The organism is Pseudomonas sp. MF6755, assembly GCF_016405635.1.
Taxonomy (GTDB): domain Bacteria; phylum Pseudomonadota; class Gammaproteobacteria; order Pseudomonadales; family Pseudomonadaceae; genus Aquipseudomonas; species Aquipseudomonas haemolytica.
This window is the reverse complement of the sequence record NZ_JAEKDA010000009.1, coordinates 198,493-218,473: the sequence shown is the minus strand read 5'-3', so window position 1 is coordinate 218,473 and position 19,981 is coordinate 198,493. Positions and strand designations below refer to the sequence as shown.

The window sequence follows — 19,981 nt, the reverse complement described above, 5'->3', positions numbered from 1 at the left end:
CCCGTGCAAACTCCCCTTATTCCAGGAGCTGTCCCCATGCCCGCCGCCAAACTGTTAAGCGAACTCAAGTCCCTGGGCGTCGAACTCTGGCCCCAGGATGGTCAACTCAAATTTCGCGCGCCCCAGGGCCTGCTCGACGCCGAGCGCCTGGCGCAACTGCGCGAGCACAAACAGCAGATCCTGCACCTGCTGCAAACCCAGGAGCGCCCCGAGGTCGTGCCCGACCCATCGCAGCGCCACGCGCCCTTCCCGCTTACCGATGTGCAGAACGCCTACCTGCTCGGCCGCCAGTCGTCGTTCGGCTACGGCAATGTGGCCTGTCATGGTTACCTCGAACTGAGCTGGCCGCGCCTCGACCCGCAGCTCGTAGAACAGGCCTGGAACCGCCTGATCGCGCGCCACGACATGCTGCGTGCGGTGATCGCCAGCGAAGGCTCCCAACGCGTGCTCGCCGAGGTCGCCCATTACCCGCTGGCGGTCGCGGACCTGCGCGGCGTCACCCGCGAGCAGCATCAGCACGGCGTGCAACACATCCGCCAGGCCATGGAGCAGAAGCTCTACCCCACCGAGACCTGGCCACTGTTCGAACTGCGCCTGAGCCGCAGCGACAACGGCGACACCCTGCACTTTTCCATGGACTCACTGATCGCCGACTGGGCCAGCGCGCAGCTGCTGTTCAATGAGCTGGAGCAACTGCTGCACGATCCCCAGGCCAGCTTGCCGGAACTGGACATCACCTTCCGCGATTACCTGCTGGCCGAACGCGGCCTGCTCGAAGGCAGCCGCCACCAGCGCGACCGTGACTACTGGCTGGCGCGTATCGATGAACTGCCCGCAGCCCCGCAACTGCCAGCGCCCTTGAGCGGCGAAGACACCACAGTGCCACGCTTCCAACGCCACTCGGCGCAACTCGATGCGCAGCAATGGGGCGCCCTGAAAAAAGCCGCCAACGCCCTCGGCCTCACCCCATCCATCGTGGTGCTCAGCGCCTATGCCGGCACCTTGCAACGCTGGAGCCAGCAACCCACCTTCAGCCTCAACCTGACGCTGCTCAACCGCTTGCCGCTGCATCCTCAAGTTGGCCAACTGGTGGGGGACTTCACCTCGGTCAGCCTGTTGCAGGTCAACGATCCCCAAGGCCAGGATTTCACCACCCAGGCACGGCAACTGGGCAACCAATTGTTCGCCGACCTGGAGCACCGCTTGTTCTCCGGCATTCAAGTGATGCGCGAAATCGGCCGCCGTCGCGGGCGTGAAGCGGCGGCCATGCCGGTGGTGTTCACCAGCGCCATTGGGCTGGCGATCGAACCGCCGGCCGCCAGCCAGCGCCGGGTTGGTCACGGCATCACCCAGACCCCGCAGGTGACCCTCGATTGCCAGGTGATGGATGACGCGAATGGCTTGCACATCCACTGGGACGTGCGCCAGGGCGTATTCCCCGACGGTTTGATCGAGGATATGCAGCAAGCGTTCGTTGCCGAGTTGCAGTTGTTAGCCCAGGACCCGGCGGCCTGGGACCACCCCATGCAAGTGCCGCTTCCGGCCTGGCAACAGCGTGAGCGCCTGGCCGCCAATGCCACTGCCGCACCGCTGCCCACCGGCCGCCTGCATGACGGCCTGTTGGCCATGGCCTGGGAACGGCCACAGGCCCTCGCAGTGGTCGACGCCCACGGCAGCCTGACCTACGCCGCATTGATGGAGCGCGCCCTGGCGGTTGCCGCAGCCTTGAGCGCCGCTGGTTGTCGCGCTCAGGAACCGGTGGCAATCCTCATGCCCAAGGGCCGCGACCAGGTGATTGCCGCCTACGGCGTGCTGCTGGCCGGCGCGGCTTACCTGCCGCTGGACAGCAACGCCCCGGCCGCCCGCCGCGACCGCGTACTGCACAGCGCCAACGTGCGGCATGTGCTCGGCCACTCCCAGGCGCTGCCCCACACGCCATTGCCCGAGGGTTTGCACTGGCATGCGGTGGATCAACTGGCAGCGGCCACGCCAGACTTCCCGGCACAGGACGCCAGCCCCGACGACCTCGCCTATGTGATCTACACCTCCGGCTCCACCGGCGAGCCCAAAGGTGTGATGATCAGCCACCGCGCCGCCCTCAATACCGTGCAGGACATCAACCGGCGCTTCCAGGTCAACGCCGCCGACCGCGTGCTGGGCCTGGCGCAACTGAGTTTCGACTTGTCGGTGTATGACCTGTTCGGCCCTCTCGCGGTAGGCGCCACCCTGGTGCTGCCCGACCCGGCACGCGGCGCCGACCCGTCGCACTGGGCCGAGCTGGTGCAGCGTCATCAGGTCACGCTGTGGAACTCAGTACCGGCGCAACTGCACATGCTCGCCCACTACCTGCAGGCCGAGCCGCGGCCCCTGGACAGCCTGCGCCTGGCGCTGCTGTCGGGTGACTGGATCCCACTGAACCTGCCACCACAGCTGCAAGCGCTATTGCCGGACCTGGCCCTGGTAGCCTTGGGCGGTGCCACCGAAGCCTCGATCTGGTCGAACCTGCACCCCATCGGCGCGATTGACCCGGCGTGGCGCAGTATTCCCTACGGGCTGCCGTTGGCCAATCAGGGTTTCCGAGTGCTGGACAGCCAATGGCGCGATGCGCCGACCTGGGTGCCGGGCGACCTGTACATCACTGGGGTTGGCCTGGCCCAGGGTTACCTCGGCGACCCGGCATTGAGTGACGCCCGCTTCTTCGCCCACCCGCTCGACGGCCAGCGCCTGTATCGCACCGGTGACCGAGGCCGCTACCTGCCGGGAGGTGAGCTGGAGTTCCTCGGCCGTGAAGACGGCCAGGTCAAGATCCGTGGGCATCGCGTGGAGCTGGGCGAAATCGACGCCGCGCTGCTCGCCACCCCTGGCGTGGACAGCGCGGTCAGCCTGCTCAGCGGCGAGCTGCTGGCCTTCGTCACGGCGGCGCGTGTAGAGCCCGAACCGCTGCCAGACGCGCCGCTGCTGACGGCGGTGCAGCGTTATGCCGACAGCCAGGTCGGCCGCTTTGACGCGCAACAGGTCAGTGATTATCAGGCTGACCTCAGCGCCGCTGCCTTGAGTTCGATGCTGGAGGTCATGCTCAAGGCGCAACTGTTCAGCGGTGCGCTGGCCGAGCCGGATGCACCCGCGATCCTCGATGCCTTGCACGTGCAACCGCGCCATCACTGGCTGGTGCGTCGCTGGCTGGTGGCCTTGTGTGAAGCGGGCCTGTTGCAGCGTGAACAATCCCGTTATCGCCTGCTGCACAGCGCGCCAAACCCGGCGTTGGCCTGGGGCCGAGTGGAGCACGCGGTCGCGTCCGGGCTGTGCAGCCAGACGCTGCTCGACTATCAACTCAGCCACGTGTGGCAACTGCCGCAACTGCTGCGCGGCGAGGTCAACCCGTTCGATCTGCTGTTCCCACAGGGCCAGCAAGACCTGGCATCGCAGCTGTATGGCGGGGATGCGGTGTCGCGCTACAACAACCACAGCATCGCCGCGCTGATCAACCGTCTTGCCACCCAGCATGACGGCGATGGCCCGCTGCGCATCCTCGAAATCGGTGCCGGCACCGGGGCCACCAGCGCGCCGGTGATCAGCCTGCTCGATGGCCTGGAAGTGGATTACCTGTTCACCGACATGACCGCATTTTTCCTGCCGACGGCCAAGCAGCGCTTTGCCGACCACGCCTGGGTACGCTATGGCGTGCTGGACATTGACCAGGACATCCGCCCCCAGGGCTTGGCCAGCAACAGCGTGGATATCGTGCTGTGCGCGGGCATGCTCAACAGCGTCAAGGACATCGACAACGCCCTCGGCCAGATCACCGAATTACTCAGCCCAGGTGGCTGGCTGGTGTTCAGCGAACCGACCGGCGAGTGGCCGCCGATCCTGCTGACCCAGGGCTTTATGATGACGCCGACGGGCGACGACCGCGACCAGGGCCGCAGCGGTTTGCGTGGTGCGGATGTCTGGCAGGCCAGGGTCAAGGCGTTCGGCGGCGAATGCCTGCCGGCCCTGCCCTACGCCGACCACCCGCTGGCCGCCCTCGGTATGCAAGTGTTCGCGGCGCGTTTCAAGGCCGGGTTCCAACGTTTGAGCGTCGACAGCCTGCGCCGCGTCCTGGCGCAACGCCTGCCGGACTACATGCTGCCGGCGCACCTGCAAGTGCTCGACCGCCTGCCCCTGACCGCCAACGGCAAGGTCGACCGCAAGACCCTGGCCACCTGGCGCCCCGCCGTCGATGCCCAGGCCGGCAATAGCGATGAGGTGCCCAGCGACCCGCTCACCGCCGAGCTGTGCCAGGTGTGGGCCGAGGCCCTGGGCCTGGCGCAGATCGGCGCTGACGACAGTTTCTACGAGAAAGGCGCCGATTCGCTGATCCTCGCCCGCGTCGCCGGCCAGTTGCGCGAACAACTGCCCCAGGCGCAAAGCCTGAGCTACGACACGCTGCTGCGCCAGATGCTCAACGAGCCGACTGTCAGCGCTCTGGCGCGCCTGCTCAACCACGGTGAAAGCGCGCCCACCGCTGCGATGCCTAACGAGTCGCAGCGCGCAACCAACAGCAACGCCCTGGTCGTGCCGTTCGGCGGTGGCGAGGTCGGCCCGGTGCGGGTGATGTTCCATGCTGCCCTGGGCACCCTCGACTATTTCCAGCACCTGGGCCGTTCACTCGCCGCCCAGCAAGCCGGGCCGGTGATTGGCTTTGCGGTGGCCGACACCGCGCAGTACCTGGCCCTGGAGCCCAAGCGCCTGATCGAAAGCGTGGCCCAGGACTATGCCGACCGCTTGATCGCCGACGGCCATCAGCGCTTCCAGTTAATCGGCTACTGCCTCGGCGGCCTGCTCGCCACCGAAGTCGCCCGGCGCCTGCTGGAGCGCGGCATGGAGGTGGTGGACCTGAGCCTGATCGACAGCATCCCGATGTTTATCGACACCGACGAAGAGCTGGCCTATGAGGCGATCTTCGTGCCCAACCTCAACCTGGACCCGGTGAAGACCGTGTTCGGCGCCCATATCGAAGACTACGACGTGTACCGCGCCATCGACCTGCTGATGGCCCGCGACAACCGTCGCGTGCCCGCCGGGGCCATGGCTGCGCTGAAAGGCGACCCCGGCCTGGAGGCGCTGGCGCTGGCGGTGCAGCAACAATCGGCGCGCAGCCAGGAAGAGCGCCTGGCCGAGTACGCACGCCTGGCGTCCGGCCAGGCCGGGGTGCCCATCGGCCCCGAACTGGTGCCGACCCTGTTCCGCGTATGTCGCCACAGCATGCGAGCGGCGCGGTTCGACCCGCCGCCCTTCCTCGGCAACATGACCTACCTGCGCTGCCTGGAGCAGCAATCGTTCGGTATCACCGGCGGTGTCGGCCACCTGGCGGCGCCCTTCTGGGAAGACGCGTGCCTGGGTCAATTCAACTTGATCGATGTGCCCGGCAACCACTTCAGCGTGATCGAACCGCCCCATGTGCACACCGTCACCGCGCACCTGCTCGAGGCCCTTCGGAAAAACTCATGACTACTGCTCTGGATACCCTGAAACGTCCGGTCAACCGCTTGATTCGCCTCGGCGTGGTGTTTGCCGCAATCGGCGCGCTGGTCAACCTGGTGCCCTTTATCGGCCTCACCGAACTGGGCCGCTTGCTGCTCGCCGGTAATGCCGACAGTTCCACCCTATGGCAGTGGGCAGCGCTGGTGGTCATCGCCCTGAGCCTGGGCTGGATGGCCAGCGGCGTCGCGCTGTGGCTGACCCATGTGGCCGACCACCGGCTGCAATCGAGCCTGCGCGAAGCCATGGTGCGCAAACTCGGGCGCGTGCCCCTGGGCTGGTACACCGACACCACCTCCGGCGCCGTGCGCAAGGTGGTGCAGGACGACCTCGAAGACCTGCACCACCTGATCGCCCATCACGCTGTGGAACTCACCGCCGCGATTGTCACGCCGCTGGCCGGGCTGGCCTGGCTGGCCACGTTGAACTGGCGCCTGGCGCTGCTGGCGGTACTGACCCTGCCGATCTACGCGGTGGCCTACAGCCTGATGATGCGCGGCTTCGGCGCCAAGATGCAGTTGCTCGACAAGAGCATGACCCGGGTCAGCGCGGCGATTGTCGAGTTTGTCCACGGCATTGCCGTGGTCAAGGCGTTCGGCCAGGTCGGCCAGGCCCATCGCAGCTATCAGCAGGCGGTCAACCAGTTCAGCACGCAATACGCTGGCTGGGTCAAACCATTGCTGCGCCTGGAAGCGTTTTCGTCGATGGCCTTGAGTGTGCCGGTGATCCTGCTGGTCAGCCTGACGGTGGGCAGCCTGTTGCTGGCCCAAGGCTGGATCACACCGTTGCAGTTGTTCGCAGAAACCCTGGTGGCGGTGGTGATCCCGCAGTCGCTGCTGGTGATCAACCAGAGCCTCACCGCGCAGCGCACCGCCCTGGCGGCGGCCGACCGCATCGAAGCGCTGCTGGACGTCGAAGAACTGCCCACGCCCAAGGTATGCGTGCCGCCACAGGGCAGCGACATCAGCTTTGAACAGGTGCAGTTCGGTTATGACCCCGCGCATAGGATCCTCAATGGCGTCGACCTGCATTGCCCGGCCGGCAGCGTCACCGCGTTGGTGGGGGCCTCCGGCGCGGGCAAGTCGACCCTGGCCAAGCTGGTGCCGCGCTTTCATGACGTCAACGCCGGGCGGGTCTGCGTCGGCGGTGTGGATGTGCGCGAAATTGACCCGCGCCAGCTATATCAACAGGTGGGCTTTGTGTTGCAAGACGCGCAACTGGTGCACGGCACCGTCGCCGATAACCTGCGCCTGGGCCGCCCCGAAGCCAGCGACGCCGACGTCGAAGCCGCCGCCCGTTCGGCGCAGATTCATCAGCGCATCCAGGCCCTGCCCCGGGGCTACCAGTCGGTGATCGGTGAAGACGCGATTTTCTCCGGCGGTGAAGCCCAACGCCTGTCCATCGCCCGCACGCTGCTGGCCGACACGCCGGTATTGATCCTCGATGAAGCCACCTCCCACGCCGACCCCGAGTCCGAAGCCTTGATCCAGGACGCCCTGTCCGCCCTGGCCCGGGGCCGCACGGTGCTGGTGATCGCCCATCGCCTGGCGAGCATTTGCGGGGTCGACCAAATCGTCGTGCTCGACCAGGGCCGCGTCCTCGAAAGCGGGCGCCATGAACAACTGCTGCAGGCCAACGGCGCCTATGCCCGCCTGTGGCGCACCGGCGCCGAAACCACCGCCCCCGACCTGGAGATGTCCTTGTGATCCGCAGCCTTGTGACTTTATTGGGCCCGGCCCATGCCGCACGCCTGTACCGCTACCTCGCGTGGCTGGTGACCAGTGCCGTGCTGCAAGGCGTGGCCGTGGCGTTCCTGGTGCCGATCCTGCAAGCCCTGTTTGCCGGCGACCTGCACAGCGCAGGCCTCTGGCTGGCGGGCCTGGCGGCGATGGTGGTGCTGACCTGCATTGCCCATTACCAACAGGCGATGAAGGGGTTCGCGCTGGCGCTGGTGGTGTTGACTACCCTGCATGATCGCCTTGGCCAGCACCTGGTGACCCTGCCGCTGGGCTGGTTCAACTCGGAAAAAGTCGGTCGCCTGTCGCGCAGTGCCACCAGCGGCACCTTGATGGTGACCGGGTTATTTGCCCATTACCTGGGGCCGGTAGTGTCCGGCGTGGTGGTGCCGGCCACGGTTGCGTTGAGCCTGTTTGTGTTCGACTGGCGCCTGGGCCTGACCGCCGTGCTGTGCGCGCCTTTGATTTACTTCACCCATCATTGGTCGGCTGCGGCCATCGGCAGCAACGACGCACGGGTGGAAGCCGCCGCAACCCTGGCCGGTAACCGCGTGGTGGAGTTCGCCCGCTACCAGCAAGTGCTGCGTGCCTTTGGTCGCACCCAGGACGGCTACGCGCCGTTGCAAGCTGCCAACCTGGCGCAGAAACACGCGGGCGGCTCGATGCTGTCCCAGACCTTTCCGAAATTGCTGGCCGGTGGCTTGACCGTGCAGTTGGCGTTCGCACTACTGGTGGGCGTGGGCATTGCCCTGGCCGCCCAGGGTGAAATCGACGCCATCCAGTTGGTCGCCCTGCTCGCCCTGGCCGCGCGTTTTGTCGGGCCACTGGCCGAAGCGGCGGCGCGCAGCGGCTTGTTGCGCATGGCCGGTAACGACCTGGAGCAACTGGTGAGCATCCTGCGCGAACCGTCGTTGCCGGAACCCGCTGTGAGCCAGCCGCTGACGGCGCCCGGCAGCCTGGCCTTTGACCAGGTCAGCTTCGCTTACCCCAGCGGGCCCAAGGTGCTGCACCGCCTGACGTTCAACGCCCCGGCCCATTCGATGACCGCGATTGTCGGCGCCTCGGGCTCGGGCAAGACCACCGTCACGCGCCTGTTGATGCGTTTTTTCGATGCCAGCGAGGGCAGCGTCAAGGTCGGTGGCGTGGACGTGCGCGAGCTGTCTAACGCCGCGCTGATGGCGCAGTTGTCCCTGGTGATGCAGGACGTTTACCTGTTCGACGACAGCCTCGAGGCAAACATCCGCGTCGGCAGCCCGGACGCCAGTACTGAGCAAGTGGCCGAAGCGGCGCGGCTGGCGGGCGTGGATGAAATCGTCGCGCGCCTGCCCCAGGGTTGGAACACGCCAGTGGGCGAAGGCGGCGCGGCGCTGTCCGGCGGCGAACGCCAACGCGTTTCCCTGGCCCGCGCCTTGCTCAAGCGTGCGCCGATCGTGCTACTGGATGAAGCCACGGCGGCGCTGGACCCGCACAACGAAGCCTTCGTACAGGCAGCAATTGGCCGCCTGATGCAAAGCTCCACCGTGCTGGTGATCGCCCATCGCTTGCCGACCATCATGGCCGCCGACCAGATCCTGGTGCTGGATGAAGGTTGCCTGGTGGAGTCGGGCACCCATGCACAGTTGCTGGCCCGCAACGGTCGCTACGCCGGGTTCTGGCATGACCGCCAGCGCGCCGGCGGCTGGCGCTTGAGCGCCGAGGCCCAGCCATGCTGATCGGGGTGTTGGGCGCCAGTGGCGACGTGGGTCTGGCCAGCGCCCAGGCGCTGTTGAAGCTCGGGGTGAACGCTCTGCGCCTGGGTGGGCGTGATGCCGTCAAGGGTGCGCGCTGCATGGAAGTACTCCAGCAGCAATGGCCCCAAGCGCATTTGCAATGGGCCGCAGTGGACTTCAACGACGGCCCGGCCCTGGCCGCGTTCGCCCGAAGTTGCGATGTGCTGCTCAACTGCGCCGGCCCTTCCTGGCGCGTAGAGGAGCGTGCCGCACACGCCGCGTTGCACGCCGACGCCCATTACGTCGATGCTGCCGGCCCAACGCACCTCGACCCGGCCCAGTGGCGTGGCCGCTGCGCAGTGCTGGGCGCCGGCCTGCAACCAGGGCTTACCGGCCTGCTGCCGCGGTGGCTGGCCGAGCAGGCGTTCACCCAGGTGCGGGGCCTGACCAGCTATTTCGGTGTGCGCGATCACTTCACCGCTGTGGCCGCCGACGACTTTTTGCAAGGCGCGGTGGACGGCAGCAGCGAACCACTGGCGGCCTGGCACAACGGCCGCCGCAGCCGCGCACTGCGGCGCCAGCGCGAGGTGTCGGTACCCTGCTTTCCCGGCCAGGTGCACCTGTTGCCCTACCTGAACCTTGAGGGCGAACGCCTGGCCGTGGACCTGAACCTTGAAGTCGGCCAGTGGTTCAGCGTGATCACCGACGGCTACGTGCTCAAGGCCCTCGACCAGGCCCATGGCCTGCCACGGGCCGACGCCGTGCAGCGCTTGTGCGACGCCAGCCGCCTGGATATGAGCGGCCAGGCGCCTTTCGTCACCCTGCTGCTGCAACTCGATGGCCGGCACCACGATCAGGCCCTGACCCGCAGCCTGGTGCTCAGCGGCGCCGGCAATGCGGCGCTGACCGGTGCCATGGCAGCGATCACGGTGGTCAGCGTGGTCGAGGGTGAGATCCGCGCCGGCTGCCATGAAGCCGCCCAGGCCTTGCCGCCCGCCGCCAGCCTTGAGCGCCTGCTGCGCACCTCGGCGATTCGTGCCCTGAACCTGCTGCACAGCCCACTCGATCAACTGCATGCCGCCGAAGAAGGTTGCCTATGAACACCGCCCTGAACGAGTTGGAACACTTGAGCCTGGGCGTGATGGCCCAGGTGCTGCTGCACACCGAAGCATTGCCGTTGCAGGCCTGGCGCAACGCCGAACAGATCAACGCAGCGCTGGGCACAGCCGCACGGCATGCCTGGGTGGTACGGCGTTGGCTGGCGGCGTTGACCCGCGCGGGCATGCTGTGCGCAGACGCTGAACAGTTAGGCTGGCAAGCACCGCCCCTCGACCCGCAGGTGGGTGAACTGCCGCGCCTGTATGCCGAGCTGGGCTTTCCCGCCAACATGGCGCGCCTGCACACCCAAGTCATCGAGTGCCTGCCCGACCTGCTGCGCGATCAATTCACCCTCACCCACTTGCTCATGCTCGGCGGAGACCCGGTGAAGGTATTGGGCGCCTACCAGCACAACCATTTCACTGCGGCGATCAATCACGCCTTGGCCGAGCGGGCACAGCCAGTCAGCGCCGCGGATGGATTGCTGCGGGTGCTGGAACTGGGCGGCGGCGCCCGCTGCACCACTGATGCGGTGCTGACGGCGCTGCAAGCGCGTGAAAAGGACTATCGCTTTACCGATATCAGCTCGCTGTTTACCGGCGCAGCGCAACGACAGTTGCGCCTTGAACCGGGCATGCAATTCGCTCTGCTCGACCTCAATCGCAGCTTCAGCGACCAAGGCATCGCGCCGCGCAGCCAGGACCTGGTGATCGCTGGCAATGTGCTGCACAACGCCCGCGACCTGCCCTATTGCCTTGGGCAGATCCGCACCTGCCTGGGCGATGGCGGCACCTTGCTGTTCAGCGAATCGATCGCCGACAACCCGGCGATGCTGACCTTCATGCACCTGTTGCTGTCACCGCCCTTCGACGCGCCGTTGCGCACCAGCGATGAAGCCTTCATGGCGCCCGACGCCTGGCGCCTGGCCTTGCAGGCGGCCGGCTTCGAGTTACTCGAGGTATGGCCCGCCGCGTCGGAACCGCTCGCCGCTGCGGGGCAACGCGTGTTCCACGCCAGAGGGGTTCGCGCATGAATATCGACACGTTGCTGATCGACCTGCCAACCGCAACCTTGCCTTGGCCTCTACCGGCCTTTACCGGCCTGGGCGTGCATCAACAGGCGCCGGCCCGTTTGCTCGCGGTGCTCGAACGCCAGCGCCCGGCAGTGGTGGTGATGGGCGCCGAACAACTGGAACGCCTGCTGGATTTTCCCGCCCTGGCCTTGAGTGATCTGAGCCATCTGGAACAGGTGCTGTTCGTCAGCCCGCGCCCCGGCGACTGGCAACTGGCAGAGCGCGCTGCGGCGCAACTCGATTGCCGCGTGCAGGGTTTTACCGACGACGGGCGCGAGCTGGCCAGCGTCAAGCTTGAGCACCAGCGCTGGTGTGAGCGGGCCTTGGAGCATGCCTTGGTGAGTGCGGTCGCGCTGCATGGCCAGACCTTGTTTGCCGTGCCCCAGCCTTGCGCACCGGCAGCGGTGGACGATTATCTGGACGCGACCGAGGCCGCCGTCAATCAACAGTTCAGCGCCGCGCAACTGCACGACGCCGTACAGTTGAACCAACGCTTGAGCCACGCCGCGCTGCTGTCGATGCTCAACGGCCTGGAACACTGCGGCCTGCTGCCCGCGCCGCTTCACGACATGGCCCAAGGCCTTGCCAACGCTGGCATCGCCCCCGGCCACCGGCCCTTGATCGCACGCTGGCTCGACGTGCTGCAAGCCCAGCAACTGCTGCACCGCCAAGGCGATCAGTTGCACCCCTGCCTCGACGCCAGCGCCTGGAGCGACGCCAGCCTGGAAGGCACCTGGGCACAACTGAGCCTGGACTGGGCGCGCAATACCGGCGGCAGCGCCACCCTCGACTATGCGCGGGACAATGCTCGCCAGTTGCCGGCGCTGATGCGCGGTGACTGCGCGGCGGTGCACCTGCTGTTTCCCGAAGGCCGCACCGAACGTGCGGCGGCGTTGTACCGCGAAAGCCTCGCGGCGCAGTACCAGCATCGCGCAGTGGCCCACTGGGTCGGCGCCTGGGCAGCACGCCAGGCAACCGACGCACCGTTGCAGGTATTGGAAGTCGGCGCGGGCACCGGCTCTACCACCCAGGCGCTGTTGCCGGCCCTGGCAAATGTAGCGGTGGACTACCTGTGCACCGACGTGTCGCGTTACTTCAGTGAACAGGCCGCCGAGCGCCTGCGCGCCTGGCCATGGGTGCGCCACGGCGTATTCGACATCGACCGCCCTGCGCTGGCCCAGGGTTATCCCACCCAGAGCTGGGACCTGATCGTTGCCGGTGGCGTACTAAATGCCGCCCGCGACACCGAGCGTTCCCTCGCCACGCTGCTGGCCTTGCTCAAGCCGGGTGGCTGGCTGGTGTTCAGCGAACCGACCCAGGAGGAATTCTGGGTGATGGCGTCCCAGGCCTTCATGCTCAACCAGGCCAGTGATGAGCGTGCGCTGAGCAGCACCACCTTCCTCGACCTCGACCAATGGCAAACCGCCCTGGCCCGCGCCGGGTTCCAGGGCAATCGCAGCCTGCCCGCCGCCGATCACCCGTTGGCGCGTCTTGGCCATCGGGTGTTCGTCGCCCAGGTGCCGAGCCAGCGCCTGAGCCGTGCCGCGTTGGCCGCCCACCTGGAACACCCCGACCTGCAGCTTGAACTGCTCGACCGTTTGCCCGACCTGCCAATCGCCAAGGACTTGCCATGAACCCGCTGGCCTACCCCTTCAACGCCTTCACCGACCTGGAGCTGGCCGAGCCTTACCGCCATGCCCAGCAAGCGCCGGGCCTGCTGCGTATCCAGATGCCCATCGGCGCGCCCGCCTGGCTCGCCACCCGTTATGACGATGTGCGCCTGGTACTGGGCGACCGGCGTTTCAGCCGCAGCGAAGCGTTTCGCCGCGACGACACCCCCCGGGCGTTCCCGCGGATTGCCGGTGGCATTGTGATGATGGATCCACCGCAACTGACGCGTATTCGCTCCCGCGCCGCCCAGGCGTTTACCCGGCGCCGCGTCGAAGCCTTGCGCCCCCATGCCCGGGCCTACGCCCATGAGCTGATCGACCGCATGCTCGCCGCCGGCCCGCCCGCCGACTTGGTCAATGACTACGCCCTGCCGCTGCCGCTGGCGTTGATCTGCGAGCTGCTGGGGGTGCCGCTGCAAGACCGCGAACGCTTCAAGGTGTGGAACGACTCGCTGCTGTCGACCCGCGCCGAAGACGCCGCCCTGACCCAGCAACACCTGGGCGAACTCGCCGCGTATATCAACGGCCTGGTTGCCGAGCGGCGCCGCCAGCCACAGGACGATTTCATGACCGCCCTGACCCAGGCCGATGAGAAAGGCGAGTGCCTGAGCGAAGAACACCTGCTGCTGTTGTGCATCGCCATCCTCGTCGCTGGCTACGAAGGCAGCGCCTCGCAGATTCCCAACTTCATCCAGGTACTGCTGGACAACCCTGCGCAGTGGCAACAGCTCAAGGCCCATCCCGAGCAGATCCCCCAGGCGGTGGAAGAGCTGCTGCGCTATATCCCGCTGGCGTCGGCGGCGATGTTTGTGCATTACGCCCTGGACGACATCCAGGTCGGTGAAACCCTAGTGCGCCGGGGTGAAGCGGTGTTCGCCTCGATTGGTGCGGCCAACCACGATCCGGCGCGCTTTGCCGACCCGCAGACCCTCGACTTGCAGCGCGATGCCAGCGGCCACTTTGGCTTCGGCCACGGCTTGCATCACTGCATCGGTTCGGCCCTGGCGCGGGTGGAATTACAAGAGGCGCTGCAAGCGCTGGTGGAGCGCCTGCCCAACCTGCGACGCTGCGGCGATGTGCGGTGGAAAACCGCGACGTTCTTTCGCGGCGCCCATTGCCTGCCGGTGACTTGGTCATGAGCCGCGCCCCGGCACGCAAACGCGTGATCGTCGCCGGCACCGCGTTTGGCCGCATCTACCTGCAAGCCCTGGCCCGCGCCCATGAGCGCTATGAACTGGTGGGCATCCTGTCGCGGGGCAATGCTTACTCCCAAGCCTGCGCCGACCACTATGGCGTGCCGCTGTTCGATGCGGTCGAGCACCTGCCCAACGCGGTGGATATTGCCTGCGTGGTGGTGCGGTCCGGCGCGACGGGTGGCGCCGGCAGTGAGCTGGCCCAGCAACTGTTGCGCCGTGGCATTCACGTATTGCAGGAACACCCGGTGCACCACCGCGAAATTGCCGCGTGCATGCAGGCGGCACGCCAGGGCCAGGCGGCCTACGCGGTGAATACGCTGTACCCGAATATCCTCGCGATCCGGCGTTTTCTCGCGGTGGCCGCGTACCTGCGCGAGCAACAGGGGCTGGCGTATATCGACGCGACCTGTAACAGCCAGGTGGCCTACCCCTTGCTGGATATTCTCGGGCGGCTGGCCGGCGGTTTGCGGCCCTGGGCATTTGCGGCACCGGCCGCCAGTGTCGGTGCACAGCCGTTTACACGGTTGAACGCCAGCTTCAATGGCGTGCCGATCAGCCTGCGCGTGCAAAACCAGGTGCACCCCCAGGACCCGGACAACCACTCCTTCCTGCTGCATCGCCTTGAAGTCGGCTGTGAAGCCGGCGTGCTGAGCCTGTGCGACACCCATGGCCCGGTGCTGTGGAACCCACGCCTGCACGCGTCACGGGACAGCACCGACCGCTTGATCATGGCAGGCGAAGGCAGCGAGCGGCTGGCCGGGCCGAGCATGGTGGTGCTCGACCCGCAGATGCCCGCCAGCTATCACCAAGTGTTCAGCGAGCTCTGGCCCGACGCGGTCAGCGTCGCCCTCGACGCGCTGTGCGACGACATCGACGAACCGGCACGGCGCCTGCGCAGCGGCGTGTGGGCCACCGAGGTGTCGATGGCCTGGCGCGAAATGAACAGCTTGATCGGCATGCCGGAATTGATCGAACCGCCGATCCCCCGAGCGCTGCCGCTGGCCGAACTGCACCGCCGCGCCGACGCCGTGCAACCCCCCTGCGCTGACCCCAGCGCGCAACTGTTGGGAGCCCTGCCCTTGTGAACACTGCCCAATCCCGTTCTGCCTGCAGCCATGTGCTGCTGTGGGTGCGCGACCTGCACCAGGCCGTGGCGAACTTTCGTGCTGCCGGCTTCGAAGTCACTTACGCCACCGCCGAGGCCCGCGCCCAACACGCGCATATCTGGTTCAGCCACGGGCCGATCATCGAGTTGCTCACCACACCGCGCCACGCCTGGCTGTTCAAGTGGCCCATCGACTGCCTGGCCGGGCGTGGCGCCGGGCGGCGCATGTTGCGCTGGGCCGCCCACGGCGAAGGCTTTTGTGACCTGGCCTTGCTCTGCGACGACCAGCACCTGGCGCCGCGCCTCAAGGGCCTGGCGGCCTGCGGTGTGGCGATGGGCCGGATGGTGAAGTGGCAACGCACCTGCGTGGACGGCAGCCAGACGCGCTTTAGTTTCGTGTACCCGCGCCATGCGCGCTTGCCGTTCCTGGTCACGCCCTACACGCCTTCCCAGCACCCGGTGCGGCTGATCCACCCCAACGGCGCTACCGGGCTGGCGGCGATTCATCTGGGGGTCAGCCCCGCCGACCGCACCGCCCTCAACCTGCTGGCAGGCGACGACCCCATGTTGCACCTACAACCGGCTGAATTTACCGGCGTACAGGCGGTGCAAATCGCCGGCCTGGCGCAACCGCTGACATTGCACGGCGCTCAGTTGCTGAGCTGCCCGACCGCCGAAGGAGACTCCCATGCTTGATGGATGCACTGACTGGCCCGAAGATTTTATCCGCCGCTACCGCGAGCAAGGCTATTGGCAAGGCGTGCCCCTGGGCCAACTGCTGCGCGAACAAGCCCGACGCACACCGCATCAGGAAGCCCTGGTGGATGGCAATCGGCGCTGGAGCTACGCCGAACTGGACCAACACGCCGACCGACTGGCCGCCGGCCTTGCCGAGCGCGGGCTGGTTGCCGGCCAGCGGGTGCTGGTGCAGTTACCGAATATCGCCGAGTTTTTCAGCCTGACCTTCGCCCTGCTGCGCCTGGGCGTGATCCCGGTGTTCGCGCTGCCGGCCCATCGCGAACATGAATTGGTCCACCTGGGGCACCTGAGCCAGGCGGTGGCCTATGTGATTGTCGATCAGCACTTGGGCTTTGATTACCGGCCGCTGGCGCGCACCTTGCGTGAGCAAGTGCCGAGCCTGCAACAGGTGTGGGTGGTGGGTGCGGCCGAGGAGTTCGTGGCCCTGGCCGATTGCGTCGCCGCGCCCCGCGAGTTCCCCGCACCGGACGCTCGAGACGTTGCGGTACTGCTGTTGTCCGGCGGCACCACCGGCCTGCCCAAGCTGATCCCGCGCACCCATGACGACTACGCGTGCAACGCGCGGCTGGCGGCCCAGGCCTGCGGGTTCGACGGCCACACCCGTTACCTGGCGGCGTTGCCGGTGGCGCACAACTTTCCGTTGGCCTCACCCGGCGCACTCGGGGTATTCAGTGTCGGTGCCACCGTGGTTTTGGCGCCGGAGCCAAGCCCGGACACCGCCTTCGAACTGATCGAACGCGAACGCATCACCCACACCGCCTTGATCCCGCCCCTGGTGTTGCTGTGGCTGGAAGTGGCGCAATGGTCCGACAATGACCTCAGCAGTTTGCAATGGCTACAAGTCGGCGGCGCACGCCTCAAGGCCGAGATCGCCGCACGCATCCGCCCGGCCCTGGGCTGTGGCCTGCAACAGGTGTACGGCATGGCCGAAGGGTTGCTGTGCTTCACGCCGCTGGACGATCCCCAGGAACGGATCTTCGAGACCCAGGGCCTGCCTCTGACGGTCGCCGATGAGATCCGTATCGTCGACGCCGATGATGTGCCGGTGGCGCCCGGTGACGTAGGTGAGTTGCTGGTGCGCGGGCCCTACACCATCCGCGGCTACTACAACGCCGCCGAGCACAACCAGCGGGCGTTTACCGCCGACGGCTTTTACCGCAGCGGCGACCTGGTACGGCGCCTGCCCGAGGGGCATTTGATTGTCGAGGGGCGCAGCAAGGATGTGATCAACCGCGGCGGCGAGAAGATTCCGGTGGAGGAGATCGAGAACCTGCTGCTCGGCCATCCGCTGATCCGCGATGTGGCGCTGGTAGCCCTGGCCGACGAGTTGCTGGGGGAACGCAGTTGCGCCTGCGTACTGGCCCATGGCGCGCCATTGGACTTGGCGTCGATCAACGCCTGGCTGCGCGAACGTGGGCTGGCAGCCTACAAGTTGCCGGACCGCTTGCAGGTGCTGCGCGAGTTTCCGCTGACGCGCCTGGGCAAGGTCAACCGCAAGGCCCTGGCGGAACAGGTATTGGCATTATGAGCCCATGGCTGCGCGTGTTGCGTGAGGGCCAACAGCCCCGCGCACGCCTGGTGTGCCTGCCCCATGCCGGTGGCAGCGCGAGTTTTTTCCGCCCGTGGCTGGCGCTCCTGCCGGGGGATATCGACCTGCTGGCGGTGCAGTATCCCGGCCGTGAAGAGCGCTTCAACGAAGCCCATGTGCCCTGCCTGGCGACCCTGGCTGAGCACATTACCCAAGCGCTGCTGGCCTTGCCGGCGCGGCCCTTGTTGCTGTTCGGTCACAGCATGGGGGCAGCACTTGCCTATGCCGTGGGCGTGCAACTTGAAGCCGTCGGCAGGGGGGCCGCCCACGTATTTGTCTCGGCCCACGCGCCACCGCACCGGCAACCGCCCAGCGACCTGCACCGCCAGGACGACGCCACGCTGATCGCCGACATCCTGCGCCAGGACGCCCAGGCCGCCAGCCTGTGGGCCAACCCGCAGTTGCGTGCGTTGTTCCTGCCCACGTTGCGCAGCGACTACCAGGCCATCGAGACCTGGAGCCCCACCGAACTTAAGCGCCTGACAGCGCCGATTGATGTGCTGCTGGGCCGAGAGGATACAGAGGTCAGCCTTGAGCAAGCCTGCGCGTGGGCCGACTTGAGCCATCACGCCACGGATATCCGCCTGTTCCAAGGCGATCATTTTTATCTCAAGCAACAGCCGCGCCCGGTGATCGATCACCTGCTGCAACGCGTTGCCAACCTGCCTCAGGAAGCCCTGCTATGAAAACCCCGCAAGCGTGCACAGGCCTGGCAGACATCCGCCACGCCATCGACAGCCTCGACCAGCAGATCATCGACGCCCTCGGCCTGCGCATGCAGTACGTCAAGGCCGCCTCCGCATTCAAGCCCGACCAGGCCAGCATCGCCGCCCCGGAGCGCGTCGCGGCGATGCTGCCCCAACGCCGACAATGGGCGCAGGACGTCGGGCTGGATGGGGAGTTTATCGAGAGCCTGTTCAACCAGATCATCCACTGGTACATCGCCGAGCAGACCGCGTTCTGGCTGCAGAAAAAGAGCAAGGCAGTATGAACGCTGCCGACTTGCTCAGTGTGTTCCAGGCCGCGCATCAACGGGCGGTGGCGTACCAGCGGCCGGTGATTGCCGTGAGCGCGTACCCCGCGCCGACGCTGGAGCCTTTGGCACTGTATGAAGCCCATCGGCAGGGTTTCTTCTGGTGCGCGCACTCGCCGGACCTGAGCCTGTTCGGCCTGGGCTGCGCCTGGCAGATCGATGCCACCGGGCCGCAGCGCATGGCCGAGGTGGATCGCCAATGGTTTGCGCTGTGCGCCGATGCGCTGGTGGAGGGGCCCTACCCGCCCTTGCTGCTGGGCGGCATGCGCTTCGATGAACAGCAACCCTGTGCGCCCCATTGGGCGCCGTTTGCCGACGCCAGTTTCCACCTCGCCCACTGGTTGCTCAGCGAGGACGCCACAGGGCGCTGGCTGCGCTGCCAGCGCGTGGTCGAGCCGGGCAGCGATCCTGCCGCATTGGTGCGCGACAGCCTGGCCGCCTATGAGCACCTGCTCAACCCGGGCATCTACGTCGCGCATACACCCACTGTATTGAAGCGCACCGCACTGCCCCCACTCGAATGGCAGGCCAAGGTCAAGACCGCGCTGCACGCCATTGCCCTGGGTGACTTGAGCAAGGTGGTGCTGGCGCGGCATATCGACCACCACTTGAATGCAGCCCTCGACACCGGCGCGGTAATGGGCCGTTTGCACGCCCGGCGCAACGCTTCGCACCTGTTCGCCATCCACCGTGGCGAGCAGTGCTTCATGGGCGCCACGCCCGAACGGCTGCTCAGTTGTGACGCGGGCCGCCTGACCACCCACGCCCTGGCGGGCAGCACGCGTCGCGGGCTCAAGCCGCAAGAAGACCAGGCGCTGGGGGAACGCTTATTGGCAGACCCGAAGGAGCAGCACGAACATCAACTGGTGGTGCAAACCATCACCGAGGCCCTGCACGGCAAGGTCAGCGACCTGCAGGCCGCGCCACGACCCGGCCTGCTCAAACTCGCCACTGTGCAACACTTGAGCACGCCCATCACCGCCCGCCTCAACGCCGGCAAGCGTTTGCTTGATGGCATCCAGGCGCTGCACCCCACGCCCGCTGTCGGTGGCCTGCCCAGGGCGCCGGCCTTGGCATTCATCCGTGAACATGAAGGGTTTGACCGCGGCTGGTATGCAGCACCCGTGGGTTGGCTGGACGCCAATGGCAATGGCGATTTCCTCGTGGCCCTGCGCTCGGCGCTGATCACCCCGAGGCATTGCCATGCGTTTGCCGGCTGCGGGATTGTCGAGGGTTCGCTGCCGGCTAACGAGTACGAGGAGACTCAGATCAAGCTGGCAAGCATGCAGCAGGCGTTGTTGCTGGCCTGCATGGCTGATACTGAAGCGACGACCTGATCGGTTTTGGTCCCACGGCAAGCTCGCGGGGTTAGTGGCATTTGGTCATGGTTTTTAATGGGAGGTTTTATGGTGGCTGTGCGCAGGGCGCGTGTTGGAGATCGCCAAGACCACGGTGGATCGCTCCATCGAGTGCCTGAGCTGCACAAAAGCCACTG

At 66.7% G+C, this 19,981-nt stretch carries 13 protein-coding genes; all 13 read left to right on the top strand.

Features of this window, described 5'->3' with window-relative positions; translation table 11 throughout:
- Positions 1-36 precede the first annotated feature (36 nt).
- Genes JFT66_RS14245 through JFT66_RS14185 form a run of 13 tightly spaced genes read left to right on the top strand, consistent with a single transcriptional unit; the run spans position 37 to position 19,823 of the window.
- The gene (locus tag JFT66_RS14245; RefSeq protein ID WP_198859480.1) at positions 37-5,490 is read left to right on the top strand and encodes a non-ribosomal peptide synthetase; all 5,454 of its coding nucleotides are present in this window, start codon (positions 37-39) and stop codon (positions 5,488-5,490) included.
- Entirely contained in the window at positions 5,487-7,226 is a 1,740-nt protein-coding gene (locus JFT66_RS14240; protein WP_198859479.1) for an ABC transporter ATP-binding protein, read from the top strand. Before JFT66_RS14245 ends, JFT66_RS14240 begins: the two co-directional genes overlap by 4 nt.
- On the top strand, positions 7,223-8,968 hold the full coding sequence (locus JFT66_RS14235) for an ABC transporter ATP-binding protein (RefSeq protein ID WP_198859478.1): 1,746 nt from the start codon (positions 7,223-7,225) through the stop codon (positions 8,966-8,968). The genes JFT66_RS14240 and JFT66_RS14235 overlap by 4 nt, the downstream gene beginning before the upstream one ends.
- Entirely contained in the window at positions 8,962-10,065 is a 1,104-nt protein-coding gene (locus tag JFT66_RS14230) for a saccharopine dehydrogenase NADP-binding domain-containing protein (RefSeq protein WP_198859477.1), read from the top strand. Before JFT66_RS14235 ends, JFT66_RS14230 begins: the two co-directional genes overlap by 7 nt.
- Positions 10,062-11,096, top strand: coding sequence for a class I SAM-dependent methyltransferase (locus JFT66_RS14225; RefSeq protein WP_198859476.1), 1,035 nt, complete (start codon positions 10,062-10,064; stop codon positions 11,094-11,096). The genes JFT66_RS14230 and JFT66_RS14225 overlap by 4 nt, the downstream gene beginning before the upstream one ends.
- Positions 11,093-12,769, top strand: coding sequence for a class I SAM-dependent methyltransferase (locus tag JFT66_RS14220; RefSeq protein WP_198859475.1), 1,677 nt, complete (start codon positions 11,093-11,095; stop codon positions 12,767-12,769). Before JFT66_RS14225 ends, JFT66_RS14220 begins: the two co-directional genes overlap by 4 nt.
- Positions 12,766-13,944 carry a cytochrome P450 gene (locus JFT66_RS14215; RefSeq protein ID WP_198859474.1) on the top strand — a complete coding sequence of 393 codons (1,179 nt, stop codon included), beginning with the start codon at positions 12,766-12,768 and terminating at the stop codon, positions 13,942-13,944. The genes JFT66_RS14220 and JFT66_RS14215 overlap by 4 nt, the downstream gene beginning before the upstream one ends.
- Positions 13,941-15,086, top strand: a complete 1,146-nt coding sequence (locus JFT66_RS14210) for a Gfo/Idh/MocA family oxidoreductase (RefSeq protein ID WP_198859473.1) — start codon at positions 13,941-13,943, stop codon at positions 15,084-15,086. The genes JFT66_RS14215 and JFT66_RS14210 overlap by 4 nt, the downstream gene beginning before the upstream one ends.
- Positions 15,083-15,802, top strand: a complete 720-nt coding sequence (locus tag JFT66_RS14205) for a VOC family protein (protein ID WP_198859472.1) — start codon at positions 15,083-15,085, stop codon at positions 15,800-15,802. The genes JFT66_RS14210 and JFT66_RS14205 overlap by 4 nt, the downstream gene beginning before the upstream one ends.
- Entirely contained in the window at positions 15,795-17,393 is a 1,599-nt protein-coding gene (locus JFT66_RS14200) for a (2,3-dihydroxybenzoyl)adenylate synthase (protein ID WP_153838430.1), read from the top strand. Before JFT66_RS14205 ends, JFT66_RS14200 begins: the two co-directional genes overlap by 8 nt.
- The gene (locus JFT66_RS14195; protein WP_198859471.1) at positions 17,390-18,139 is read left to right on the top strand and encodes a thioesterase II family protein; all 750 of its coding nucleotides are present in this window, start codon (positions 17,390-17,392) and stop codon (positions 18,137-18,139) included. The genes JFT66_RS14200 and JFT66_RS14195 overlap by 4 nt, the downstream gene beginning before the upstream one ends.
- Positions 18,136-18,444, top strand: a complete 309-nt coding sequence (locus tag JFT66_RS14190; protein ID WP_034119118.1) for an isochorismate lyase — start codon at positions 18,136-18,138, stop codon at positions 18,442-18,444. The genes JFT66_RS14195 and JFT66_RS14190 overlap by 4 nt, the downstream gene beginning before the upstream one ends.
- Complete coding sequence (locus JFT66_RS14185; RefSeq protein WP_198859470.1) at positions 18,441-19,823, top strand: isochorismate synthase; 1,383 nt, start codon at positions 18,441-18,443, stop codon at positions 19,821-19,823. Before JFT66_RS14190 ends, JFT66_RS14185 begins: the two co-directional genes overlap by 4 nt.
- Positions 19,824-19,981: the final 158 nt, after the last annotated feature.